The organism is Citrobacter sp. TBCS-14 (assembly GCF_005280805.1).
GTDB classification, from domain to species: Bacteria; Pseudomonadota; Gammaproteobacteria; order Enterobacterales; family Enterobacteriaceae; genus Citrobacter; species Citrobacter gillenii.
Genome location: NZ_SZWM01000294.1, coordinates 40,509 through 53,228, shown reverse-complemented (window position 1 = coordinate 53,228; position 12,720 = coordinate 40,509). Strand labels below are relative to the sequence as shown.

Annotated in this window: 6 protein-coding genes and 1 other RNA gene; 1 reads left to right on the top strand and 6 read right to left on the bottom strand. The window is 53.5% G+C overall.

The annotated features are described in order from the left end of the window. Nucleotides 1-450 precede the first annotated feature (450 nt). Nucleotides 451-1,455, top strand: a complete 1,005-nt coding sequence (locus FDX22_RS13730; RefSeq protein WP_146717338.1) for a YiiX/YebB-like N1pC/P60 family cysteine hydrolase — start codon at nucleotides 451-453, stop codon at nucleotides 1,453-1,455. Between the two features lie 781 nt (nucleotides 1,456-2,236). Here the strand turns inward: FDX22_RS13730 and FDX22_RS13720 are convergent. The 6 genes from FDX22_RS13720 to FDX22_RS13695 all read right to left on the bottom strand — a co-directional run bounded on the left by FDX22_RS13720 (nucleotide 2,237) and on the right by FDX22_RS13695 (nucleotide 12,649). Next, nucleotides 2,237-5,866, bottom strand: a complete 3,630-nt coding sequence (locus FDX22_RS13720; protein ID WP_146717336.1) for an ATP-binding protein — start codon at nucleotides 5,864-5,866, stop codon at nucleotides 2,237-2,239. 138 nt (nucleotides 5,867-6,004) lie between these two features. After that, nucleotides 6,005-7,246, bottom strand: coding sequence for an integrase (locus FDX22_RS13715; protein ID WP_146717335.1), 1,242 nt, complete (start codon nucleotides 7,244-7,246; stop codon nucleotides 6,005-6,007). Nucleotides 7,247-7,450: 204 nt separating this feature from the next. Continuing rightward, nucleotides 7,451-7,813: a transfer-messenger RNA gene (gene ssrA, locus FDX22_RS13710) on the bottom strand. Nucleotides 7,814-7,885: 72 nt separating this feature from the next. Further along, nucleotides 7,886-9,049 (bottom strand): HlyD family efflux transporter periplasmic adaptor subunit, encoded by a 1,164-nt coding sequence (locus tag FDX22_RS13705; protein WP_137400253.1) that lies wholly within the window; start codon nucleotides 9,047-9,049, stop codon nucleotides 7,886-7,888. Between the two features lie 7 nt (nucleotides 9,050-9,056). Beyond that, nucleotides 9,057-11,243, bottom strand: coding sequence for a type I secretion system permease/ATPase (locus FDX22_RS13700; RefSeq protein WP_146717334.1), 2,187 nt, complete (start codon nucleotides 11,241-11,243; stop codon nucleotides 9,057-9,059). Next, nucleotides 11,240-12,649: a TolC family outer membrane protein gene (locus tag FDX22_RS13695; RefSeq protein ID WP_135911571.1), complete on the bottom strand. Its 1,410-nt coding sequence runs from the start codon at nucleotides 12,647-12,649 to the stop codon at nucleotides 11,240-11,242. Before FDX22_RS13695 ends, FDX22_RS13700 begins: the two co-directional genes overlap by 4 nt. Nucleotides 12,650-12,720: the final 71 nt, after the last annotated feature.

Below are 12,720 nucleotides of genomic sequence, written 5' to 3'. Positions count from 1 at the left end.
TATCTGGAAGCCTACTGAGCGTCACCTTACCCGACCTATACCCCGTAATGAAGGCAGATAAACACACGCCTGAAGCTTGTACAGTAAGTATCCGGAACTGTGAGGCTGTCCGGAGCGCTGGAGAACACTTGGGCGCGATATAGTGCGGGTGGCGGAGGAGTGATAAATCAGAAATAAACAGAACCCGTCAGACATTGTGTGGCAGATGATCACTTGCCGCTCAGCTGCCGTTTAGCAATGTTATTGCGGTTAACGGAATACTTATTTATCCTAGATAACGATGTCAGATACACAGGACATTTCAAGGAAAAAGGGCGAAGATATGCAGCGTATTCGGGCTGTTTTTTCAGGTGCGGAACCTTATTTCCCTTTCCCGTTAAAGATTTTTCAATGCGGACCACGCACCCAAGCGTAGTTCTTGTTTTTTATACACAGGTATAACAATAAAATATGTATTTAGTTGACCATAAGAAATTAGAGGTGGGGGATATCATTCTCACCGGTGGTAAATCATTCGTAGGGACGCTGGTCAAAATTTCCACTTTCAGCCGGTTTTCACATGCCATGCTGTGGATTAACGACACGCTCATTCATTCTGATAGCGGGGGCGTATACTCAAAAAATCCGCAACGAATTCTTTTTGATAAAAGGTCGCAGGTTAAAGTACTGAGGCTCAGGAAAAAATTAAAACAACGTCAAATAACCGCTATTAATAGTCATGCCAGAACGTTAGTTTTATCAGTGTACTCAACGGTTGAAGCGGCAGCCGTGGTCATTCCATTCAGACTCCCTTTAAGTGAGCGTCAATTCTGTTCACGGTTGGTAGCGCAGTGCTATTACAAAGCCGGGATAAGTCTGGTTAAGGACAAAAATTATTGCTCGCCAGCCAACTTTGACAACCCGAAGCTGTTTGATGAGGTGCCTGAAGCTGTTCGTGAGGCTACTCAGGAGGACATCGATTTCACCAAAAAAAGAGATGTAAATTTAGAGACTCAGGTTGATACCATCAGAATGATCACCGAGATACGAAAGATGTATGGTAAAAAAAATCAGACTCTCAATCACGTAAAAGATTTAGTGTTGGAAAGGCCGGGAACAGATGCGGTTATTACGGGAATTGCCCTCAGGAGTGGATATTTTGACCACGCAGAAGTTGATATGGAGGTTAATTCCTGGCGTTATAATGAATATGAATTCCGTGAGTATGCTCGTAAGTATGGCATTCCCGTGCTGGATCTGGCTGCTGAGATTAGAAATATCGGTAGTTCTACTGCATCCGTACATAAAAAAGAACTCGATAACTACAAAGAACTCTTAGAGAAAACAGGGGCTGATTTTTATCACCATAATGTCATTCTTTATAAAAAAATCATCAACACGGATAATATCAGGAAGGATTTGGCTAAAAACATTGCCCGGAGCATCTACGGATTTGTACCTGCCGCTTTCGCCTAATTTTTTACTTCTTTGCCGGGTATTAGGGGCTGCTTGGAAAACGGAAATATCCTACATTAAGCTTGTTTTTTAAGCAGGTGTGACAGGTGGATTTGAGCACAGGCAGTGTGAAAACTCATAGTTCCAAGTAGCCAAACAATATATCAACCATTCTGACTGGGTTATCTTCAGTGACAAAATCGTCTAGGGCATCAGGGATGCAATGCCATCTGATGCCTGCCATGTCCTTGAATATGATTAGCCATGTTGGTATCCGCAGTGTTAACTTGTATGTTTATAATTTTAATGGGAAAGTAAGTTCGTCGCATGGGTTTGACCTACCCCCCGAAGATTAATACATCGTGATGTCACTAATGTCCGCACTTGGCACTAAACGGGCTAAAGCAGACTGATTTGATGAGATAAGGGTATAGATGAATTCTCCATACCCTTGAACGATTACTTCCCAGTTGATTTGCTTGGTTTCAGTCCTGGGGTATTGCCGGGTGTATCCTTATTATCACGTCTGCGTTGATCGGGTTTTCCTGTTGATTTTGCGATTGGTTTTGGACCAGGTTTAAGCCCCATAATCATACTCCTTAGCCATGTCAGAGGTTATTCCTCAGTGTGGATATAAGGGGAGCGGTAAGAATTATCAAGCTTGGATGGGCGGTGAAAAGTGACTGCTTGATTATTATGTGAGCAATGTCAGATTTTAACACATAGCGGCCAGCCCATTACTGAAGTTAGCCAAAAATGAGTCGCGATGAGCCCTCAATAATGAGGGCCACCTCGGAGATTGTTAGGCTGATTTCGCCAATTGCCGATGCAGGACCTGAAGGCTAGTTCCCGCCCCTGTCCATGCAGCAGCCGAGCCGACCACATACAGGTTTTGCTTGGCGCGTGAGACGGCTACATTGATTATGTTTGGTGGGCTTGCCGCCCACTGACGTGCTCTTTGCTGACTCGCTTTCGGCGCACCCAGCAACAGGATTACCGTGTCCGCCTCTCGGCCCTGGAACGTGTGGATTGTGCCTACACGATCACGGCACCATTCATCCAGCTTTACGCCGAACGTTCGCAGCAGATCAGTTTCACTGTCGAGACGCCGACGCATGTTCTGCTCTACGATCTTGAATGGTGTGATGATAAATACGTCCGGATTTGTAATGCCCGATGCTGCCAGCTCTTTGAGCATTCGCACAACCGCTTCGCCCTCGTCGGGACACCACTTCGTCTCAGCATCGCCATTGATATCCACCCAGTGAGATCTCCCCAAAGCCGAGCCTATAGATCCGGGTTTTTTAGGCCCGACAGCATGGACCATCTGCCCGGCATAGGCGATGGAGTTAGAAACATCAAACATTGGGTTCTGGCAACGCCTGTGAACGAGCAATGGCAGCCCGACTTCTCGATCACCTACGTCCATGACGAAGGTGGATTTGAAGCGCGATGCCTGATCAGCAAGGGTCTGCGTAGATGCTGCGGGGGCAGACCATTCGACTTGGTCAATGTCAAAGAACTTGCAGATTTCGGCGTTCAGCTTTTCAGGAAGTGAAACTACAGGTGGGATTTGCAACGGGTCACCTACCACAATGGAGCGCTTTGCCCGCATGATAGCTCCAACTGCTGCCTGAGGAACGGCTTGGCCCGCTTCATCTACCAGAAGCCAACCAATGCTCTCTGGTGGCAGATCCCCGAACATCGTCCGAACAGAGGCGAATGTCGTGGACACGGTCGGCACAACCACGAAAAGGCTTGACCAAAGGTCGGGGAGAAGTTCACGGTGAGCGGAAGACTGGAAGGCACCAGCTACCATGCCTGACATCAATAACCCAAGATTGTGTTGCAAGCGGCTGGCCGAAGCATCGATGAACGTTTTATGCACAGTCAGGGCAGCGGCGAAAAGATCCTCCCGCAGGCGATGAACCTCATCGGGAAGCCATGGCGCAGTGAGGTGGATAGCCTCGTGCTCGCGCTCGAAGAACCTCTCATCAACGACCCTGTCTCCCATACGGTTTCGTGCCTGTGCCTCGGTTGCCTTCAATTTCGAGACAGCCTGACATTTGCTGGAAATTTCCTGGTCGAGTTGCTGTAACTGGGACTCAGTATTGCTCCACTCAGCCCTTGCAAGCTCTAGGGCACCGTCCGTCCCCTGCGCCCGTATGACTGATTGCTGCAAGGTCGTCGAGAGCTTCTGCAGTGTCGATCTCCACGACTTCCAGGCCGCAGTCGCAAACAAACGGGAGAAGAAACCTGGACGGCAAGCAAGATGGCTGTCGAGCATGATCTTGTCCTGCTCGATCTGCGATTTTGCCTTCTCATGCTCTCGTTGGCAGGATTCAGCAGTCTTGTGTGCCTCTTCGACGGCTTCATTCAGACTCGGTCGACGCTGTTCAGCCCTTTGAAGTTCGGTGATCGCTCCCTTGAGCGCCTGGATATCCCGTCGCATCTCTTCGATGCTGGCGATTTCGGCGTCTACCGTCTCCTTAAGTTTAAGAAAGGCGGTTCGCGCTTTCAGCCAGGCCGCAGCAGCATCCGCTTCGTTGGTGCTGGGCCGCTCATTGACAACCACGCTGGGCATCACACGATCGATGGTTTCGCCAGTTCGCTCGTCCTTGATCTCACGCATGACATTTATGCCGCGAGCTGCTTTCAGGTAGGTAAGGAAACCACCGTCTTCATTCCACCAGAAACCTTGCTGAAACGCGCCTCGGTTGCTGCTCTTGCCGAGAGCAGCGGCGATCAGCCCCCAGGTTTCGACAGTGTCGGAGGGGATGTCCCCCTCGGCCTCGGCTTCGAAATAGCCGGCGCGTTTGGGATTCGCAATCAGGTCGCTGATGGACCGGAAGTAGGCGATCTGTTCATGGCGACCATTGGCTTCCTTGAGAGGAAGCTCTTTACTGACGTTTTCGACCGCTTTGTTATTGGAGGAGGCTACGACGATCTCATGGCCCCTCAAGGATGCATGTAACTTGTAGAAGTGCAGGAATGCATTGGAACCGAATGCCAGCTTCTCGCCTGTTGTGGAAAAGGCATCCTGCGGTTTGTTGAAGCCGGACATCGCCGTGGCCCGATCGAGAATGCATCCAACGACGATATCCCGGAGAAGAGTGGTCTTACCGGTTCCCGGAGGCCCATTGACGCCGATGATACCTGGAGCATCATTCAGCTCAGCACGCGCCGCATTCACGGCAGCCTGTTGAAGCAACACCAGTGGATGGCCGCCTTTCGAAGGCCAACGAGCCTGCGGCATGAGCGACGGTGCGACGAACGGCTCAACTGCGGAAATGGGCGATAGCACGTCGATTTTCTGGTCAGGTCTGCCAATTCCCATGTAGCGGCGCAAACCGGTTCCGGCTTTGCCCGTCTCGAGCAATTTGGTTGCTTCACCGAGATCTTCAAGATAGAAGGAATTCAGTAACGAAGGTTCAGGCGGCGCCTTAGCCTTGAAATGATGAAACACCTTAATCGCGAATGTGGGTGGCTCAACCAAATGCTCGGGTACACTGAACTGCGATACAAGCCATTTATAAGCGTTATGAACAACATTCAGATCGATCGGTATGGGTTCTCCATCTTTGTTGTGGTGGCGAATCATTCGATCCAGATGCTCGATAATGCGCGGCTCAACATTCGGCCAATTCCCTAAACTCCCAAGCTTCAGATCGAGAGCCGGCTTGAGTGCCCAGGCAAAACTGGACACGGCAACGCCTTTTTCCTCAAGCACATAGCCTTCTTTGTCGATCAGGATCGAGCCGATGGCCGCTTTCTTACCGTCCGGGCGTGAACGCTCCTCATCCTCGCCAAAAACCTTGACCAGCTCGTCCGTCGCCTTGTCGAGAGCGATGGAGCCGAGGACGACCTCGAAATAAAGCTTATAACTGGGCTTGCTGCGGGCATTTGGTCCCCATGGAACACCTCGCTCCAATAGAGCAACCCTAGAGCGGTCGCCGGTTGCCATATCCTCTGGGCGTTTATAACCTTGAGGCGACAGTGCTTCGAGGGCTGTCCATGCTGCCAGTATTGCTCGCGCATCATTCGCCTTACCTGATGGAGAAAAAGACGGGATCGGACCAAGGTCGATTTGGTCTTTGTCGAATTGCTCTCGTATGGCAGAGTCTGGGATGGCCTTCAGTTGCAGTTGCTCTTCCGCAGCAGGCGAATTGTGGGGCACAACTCGAGAAGATTGAATGGACACCGAATCGGGATGGCGTGTTGATGGGCTGGAAGCCGACATGGCGACCACGCTGTGGCCGCTAAGTGCAAATAGAGATTGCTCGATTTTAGCCGTCAGCGTCCGCGCCCTGGCAGTGTTGCGAAAGGTCAGCTCGCTCAACAACTGTTCAAGTTCGCTAACATTGTTGCTGGACTGCTCGAAGATTGCTTCCAGATCGAAGATTGATTTTTGCGCATACTGCCGTGTCTTCATTTATTTCTGCGGCTCCATATCCCTTCAATTAAGAGATATTATGCTAATTAGCTTTATTTCTAAAACTATTAGCTTTCGCTTGAAATATAAATTCTCATCTGGCCCACTACTAAAGTGGGAACTGTCATTAATTATCCGTCATCCCGCTAAACGCTCTCCCCTCATACCTCCCTCAATCATACTTCCGCGATCAGCAGCCATAACAAAATCAGCCCACCATTGCATCATCGGTCGCCGTTGCTCAAGGTAATCACTGCGGTTATAAGCGCGACGTACCTCATTTTTGTCTACATGAGCCAGTGCTGCTTCAATGACATCAGGCAGAAATCCTTCCTCATTGAGTGCCGTACTAGCGATAGAACGTAAACCGTGTGATACGAGTATGCCTCCTAAGCCAGCACGCTTGAGTGCAGCATTCACTGTCTGGCTGTTCATCGGCTGGGTAGGCTTAATGCGACTGGGAAAGATAAATTCTCGATTACCACTTAACGGCTTCATCATCTCCAGTATCGCAATTGCTTCATCTGACAATGGAACAGTATGGTCGCGGTTCATTTTCATGCGTGCTGCAGGAATCTTCCACTCTCGCGCTTCTATGTCTACCTCTTCCCAGCGAGCTTCAGCCGCTTCGGCAGGGCGGGTAATAGTAAGAAGTTGCCACATGAACAGGCAGCGTGTGGAAAGGCTAATGCTGGCTGTTCGCATTGTCTGCATCAGTTGAGGTAGCTGGTCCGGTCGAATGCTGGGCATGTTCTTTTTCTGAGGCTTCTCGAAGGCTTTACCGATATTAACGCTGGGAACAGCATCAATCAGCCCTGTGTTTTGGGCATAGATCATGACCTCATTAATGCGTTGGCACAGTCGACGAACGGTTTCCAGTGCTCCTCTGGCCTGAACAGGTTGAACGGCCTGAACCAGTGTGTGAGCTTTAATATCTGTAACGCTAACGTCCCCAATTGCAGGAAAGACATCTCTCTCAAGAGAGCGCCAGATATCTTCTGCATAGTCCGCTGTCACGCTTGCTTTCTTCACATTCCACCAACGTTCAGCTACGAGCTGGAAAGTATTGGTTTTGGCTTCAATTGAACTGCGCAGTTGTTCCTGCTGATGTTCCTGGGGATCAATTTGTTTCGCCAGAAGAGAGCGGGACTCTGCCCGATAGTTTCGGGCATCGGCAAGGGTAACTGACGGGTAGGGACCTATGCTCTTCTTCGCACGTTTCTTAGTGACAGGGCGAATGTAGCGAAACTGCCAGATTTTACTTCCGCTGGATTTGATGAGTAGCTCAAGGCCATCACCATCATAGAGAACGTAGTCCGCTTCTTTGGGGTTGGCGGATTCGATTTCTTTAACGGATAGAGGTTTGGTTTGTCTTGCCATTGCCGGGTTTCCATAGTTTTAGGCACCTCAAAAACAATAAAGCTTTATGAGGTGCCTAACAAGGTGCCTAAAAGGTTCGGATTTAATTAGTTCTCTTCGGACTTCGCGGGACAATTTGAGGGCACAAAAAAGCCCGCAGGGCTTGCGCCGTGCGGGCTCTTAGGACTTCATCGGATGACTCTGGTAATCACCGATGGAGAATTTTGGTGGAGCTGGCGGGAGTTGAACCCGCGTCCGAAATTCCTACATCCTCGGCACTACATGCTTAGTCAGTCTTTACATTCGCACGCCAGCTGCGGACAGACACGCCACTAACGAACTAGCCTGATTAGTTTTAGCACTTCAGCCCCAGGCAGGACATCCGCGCGATCTCTTTTGGGTTTGACCTCTCTTTATCCCCGTCTTAAGAGCGGAAGCTAGGGAGAGAGGGCTCTTAGCAGGTTATTAAGCTGCTAAAGCGTAGTTTTCGTCGTTTGCGACTATTTTTTTGCGGCTTTTTACGAGGCCAACCGCCCCTCGGCATGCACCTTGGGTTTCGCAAATCCCGTCGAATCCAGAATCAGCCCCAATGTGTTATGGCAAGTATACCAGACTTGTGACACGCGTGACCAGCCCCTGCAACCCCTTATCCTCAACGATTTAGCGCTCCCGTAGCGCTTCTTTTGCGCGATTAAACGGTTTGATTAAATAGTCGACGATGGTTTTTTCACCGGTTTTGATATCCACGCTGGCAATCATGCCCGGAACGATGGAGAAATGACGCCCCAGTTTGTTCTGCAAATAGTCCTGATGGGTACGGATAAACACGCGGTAGTAGAAGACTTCTGGCTTTACTTTGTCCTGAATGGTGTCCGGTGAGATGGTTTCGACCACGCCTTCCAGCCCACCGTAGATGGCGTAGTCGTAGGCGGTGATTTTCACCAGCGCTCGCTGTCCGGGGTGAATAAAGGCGATATCGCGCGGTGACAGGCGCGTTTCTATCAGCAGGTGATCGTCGACCGGTACAATCTCCATCATCTCGCCGTTGGGCGGGATCACGCCGCCAATGGTGGTGACCTGGATGTTTTTCACGATGCCGCGCATCGGGGCGCGGACGGTCAGACGGGTGACGGAATCTTCACGCCCTTTCAAAATGGCCGCCAGCATATCTACTTCGGCGTTGGCTTTTGACAGTGCTTCCCGCGCCTGCACGTAATACTGCGAGCGCAGGTCGGTGATTTTTAGTCCGAGGTCGCTTTTTTGTCGCTGCAGGCGCAGCACTTCCACATGGCTGGCGGCGCCGCTTTTCTCCAGCCGCTGGGTGATTGCCAGCTCTTTATTTACCGAGACCAGCGCATCCTGGAGTTCGACCATCGCGTCGGCAAGCTGCGCCCGACGGCTTTTATACAGCCGGGTTTCGGAGGCGATAAGGTCGGGCCAGGCGTTCAGTGCATCGGGAAAGGTCAGCGGCAGATCGTTGACTTCGGCATTGAGTCGCGCGCTGGAGGCCAGCGAGGCGCGGTATCGGGCGGCGCTTTCGCCGACGTTAGATTCCGAGCGGGTCGGGTCGAGACGGGCCACTACCTGATTGGCCTGTACTTTGTCTCCTTCGCGCACCGTCAGTTCGGCGAGGATCCCGCCGTCAAGCGACTGCAACACCTGTTCGCGCGAGCTGGGGATCACTTTGCCGCTGCCGGTGGAGACTTCATCCAGCGTCCCGAAGTATGCCCAGATGCCCAGGATGGCAAACAGCAGCGTGCTGAGCAGGATAATACGGCTGGCACCGGAAAAGCGCTGTTCGTGGCGGATGTCGAGGTCGTCCATGGCGGCATCATGCGGATTGGTTTTCATTTTTCCACTCCCGACCGTGAGTCTGTGCAGGCGCGCGACTCGCGTTCAGCGCCTGTGCTTTCGGGGCATCCATCACCAGTTGACCTTCTTTTAACACCACCACGCGCTCGACCAGTTCCAGAACCGGTACGCGGTGGGTGGCGACGATCAGCGTGCGGTTGCCGAGCCATTGGTTTAGCCGTTGAATAAACTCCCGCTCGGTATGTTCATCCAGCGAGGCGCTGGGTTCGTCGAGCAGCACAATATTGGGCGAGCGCAGCAGCATTCTTGCCAGCAGAATGGATTGCCGCTGCCCGCCGGAGAGGCCGTTACCGCCTTCCATAATCGGGTGTCCCAGCCCTTTGGCGAGGTGTTTAACAAAGGTGGCTGCGCCGCTGACTTCCAGCGCGTCGAATATCTGAGCATCGCTGACATGCGGGGCGCCGAGGGTCAGGTTCTCACGCAGCGTGCCAAAAAACAGGCGTGCATTTTGGCTGAGAAAGCCGATGTTGCGGCGTAAATCGGCCATGTCGATCTGCGCCAGGCTCAGGTTATCGAGCCGGACGTCGCCCTGAATCAGCTCCACACCGCCCGCCATGGCCTGTAGTAGGGTGGATTTCCCCGCGCCGTTACGCCCGAGGATGGCGATGCGTTCCCCTGGCATCACCTCGAGGCGGGCGATGCGCAGCGGCACCTGTTGATCGTCGCTGTGGTAGCGAAAGTGGGCGTTCTCAAACAGATAGTGCCCGCGAAAGATTTCCTGATGTACCCGGTTCTCATTGTGCTGGGTTTCGGTGGGGAGCTGCATAATGCTATCCAGCCCCGTCTTCGCTGCCTTGACCTGCTGCCAGCGCGCCAAAACGCCGCATAGATTTGCCATCGGGGCAATCATTCTTGAGCCGAGCATTGAGGCCGCCACGACCGCGCCGGTGGTCATGGTGCCTTCGATGACCATCGGCGCACCGAACATAATAATCGCAGCGTAGACCAGACTTTGTACCGACATGCCCCAGCCAATCAGCCCTTGAGTCAGCTTGCGCGTGCGCAGTCCGGACTCGCCGGTAATGCGGATGTAGCTGTTCCACTGCTGCAAAAAGCGGTTCTCCGCCTGCATCAGCTTGATGTCTTCCAGCCCCTGGACGCTTTCGACCAGCACCGCGTTACGCAGCGTGGACTCGTGTGCAGCCTGGTTGGCGAGCACAGCCAGCTTCTTCTGTAACAGAAGGCCAGGCAGGATCATCAGGATCGCAGCGACGGGCGCTATCCACGCCAGCTGCGGGGCGATGCAGGCCATCACGACGATAAACAAAAAGAAAAAGGGCAGATCGACAAGGGTCGACAGGGTTGAGGAGGTGATCATCTCCCGTACCTGCTCCAGTTCGCGGAGCTGGGAAATAAAGCTGCCGGTGGAGCGGGGGATGGCGCTGTTACGCAGGCGCAGTGCGTGGCTGAACACGCGATCGGAAATGCGCATGTCGGCGCGCTTGCCGAGCACATCCATGATATGGGTACGGGCTTCGCGCAGTAAAAAGCCGAACAGCACCGCCACCAGCACGCCGGTCGAGAGCACATACAGCGTGGGATACGATTGGGCCGGGATCACCCGGTCGTAAACCTGCATCGAGAAGATAATCCCGGCGAGCGACAGAACGTTAATCAGGAACGCGGCTACCATCACCGGCAGGTAAGGCCGGATGTCCTGTAGCACCAGGTCGCGCATCCAGTCCGGCTTAAAGCGCGAAACATAGCGGTCGACCCGACTGTCTTTGAGCGCCGACAGCGGGCGCAGCGCGGTAATGGTGTGGATCTCCGGCAGCAGCTCGGCAATCGCCAGCCGGTTGCGCTGACCTTCTTCGGCGATGATAAACACATCCAGCGCATCTTCACCGTTGAAGTGCTCTATTACCATAATTTGGCCGTCGCGTAGCTCCGCCACAACCGGTAAACGCCACTGGCTGAACAGATGTTTTGTGGTATCCAGCGCATGAAACGACAGCCCCGCCTGGCGCGCGAGCTGCGTCAGGGCGAGGGGTTTATTTTTTCCGGCAAACCACGGAGCGTTGGCCTGAATCGCGCCGGGCGAGCAGGTGACGCGATAGTGGCTGGCAATGTGGCTAATGGCCTGCGCCCACAGGTTCAGGGCGGACTCGCTAATCGTCTCTTCTGCACCCGGCTCGACGTGGCTCATAGCTGGATCTCCACTGACTGGATGCTGCGATTGTTGAGGGCGAACGCCTGGCGCAGCGTGCCGGTATTGTAGAGGCAGTTCAGCTGGAGTTGACGAAGCTGGCTTTGGGTTTGCAGTTCGGCAAAGCGGGCCTGATACACCTCCTGCTCGGCGTTAAGCACGTCGAGCAGCGGACGAGAGCCGAGATCCAGATATTGCTGTTGATACAGTTCGCGCGTGCGTTCGCTCAGTCGTTGCTGGCGGCGCAGGATCTGCAGGGCGGTGGCAAGACTCATCGCCTGGCTGCGGGATTCGAGCAGTTTCTGGCGCACGTCAAGGCGGGTACGCTGGATGGAATACTGTGCCGAGTCTACCGCATGACCAGCGGCGTTGCGTCGGGCGGTGAGTCCGCCTCCTTGATACAGCGGCATCTCGACTTTTACCCACGTGGAGTACTGCGTTTTGTCGAGCACCTCATGGCTGGGATATTTGTCATTGAGATAGTGCTGCACGGAAGGTTCAAGAGAGATAGTGGGCGTCATCTGCGCGTTGGCGTAATCCAGATTGGCCTGTGCGACATTAGCCTGCGCCCAGGCTGCCAGCACGGCAGGTACCAGCCTGTCATCAGGCTTGGTGATGTCGCAGCTGCTGTCCAGTTTCACCGGGAACGCGTTGCTGACGCCGTTGAGCGAATTCCAGCCAAGAAAGCTCATCAGTGTCGCCTTGCTGCTGTCGAGGTTCGCCTGATACTGCGCCAGCTGCGAACGAGCGGATTCGATACGCGCATCGGTTTGTACAACGTCAGAGAGCGACGTGGCTCCTTCATCGTTACGTTGTCGGGTCAGCCTGCCAATGCCGTTCAGGGCGGAGAGTTGCGCTTCGGCGGCGTCGACCATTTGCTGCCAGGACTGTACCTGCACAATGGCGTTGGCCGTTTCGTGGGCGACGGTGTCAATGCTGAGTAAGACGTTAGCCTGCTGCTGGGCGGCCCCCGCAGTCTCGGCGCGTACCTGACTGGCGACTTTGCCAAAGTCATACAGCATTTGCGAGACCGAGATCACCAGCGACGGGCTGAAGCCATGATCGTTATAGGTATTGCTGTAGCCGTTGTTCACCCCGGCCGTGACCTGCGGATAATATTTCGATTTCGCCACGTCGATCTGCTCATTTTGCGAGAGCAGTTTGCCGATCGATTCACGGATCGCAGGATGCCAGCTTACGGCGCGGCTTACCGCATCGTTAAGCGTCAGGTTGCCGGGCGCGGCGGCGCTCAGCGGGAGTTCGGCCACCGACCCATCCAGAGAGGGGAGCATCTGGCTGGTGGCCAGCCCTTCCGGCGTAATGATTTGCGGTTCATCTTCGGCATTCACCTGTAAGGAACAGAGCGTGAATGCCAGCAGCAACGTAACAGAGGCGACATTTCTCATCGTATATCCCTTTCAAAATACGGCAGTGACGACTGTTATTGCCCCGGATGTCGTGGCATCCGGGGCTGTTG

Coding starts and splice junctions, on each gene's coding strand:
- FDX22_RS13720 (WP_146717336.1), bottom strand. CDS start 5,866: ATGAAGACACGGCAGTATGCGCAAAAATCAATCTTCGATCTGGAAGCA.
- FDX22_RS13695 (WP_135911571.1), bottom strand. CDS start 12,649: ATGAGAAATGTCGCCTCTGTTACGTTGCTGCTGGCATTCACGCTCTGT.
- FDX22_RS13715 (WP_146717335.1), bottom strand. CDS start 7,246: ATGGCAAGACAAACCAAACCTCTATCCGTTAAAGAAATCGAATCCGCC.
- FDX22_RS13700 (WP_146717334.1), bottom strand. CDS start 11,243: ATGAGCCACGTCGAGCCGGGTGCAGAAGAGACGATTAGCGAGTCCGCC.
- FDX22_RS13705 (WP_137400253.1), bottom strand. CDS start 9,049: ATGGACGACCTCGACATCCGCCACGAACAGCGCTTTTCCGGTGCCAGC.
- FDX22_RS13730 (WP_146717338.1), top strand. CDS start 451: ATGTATTTAGTTGACCATAAGAAATTAGAGGTGGGGGATATCATTCTC.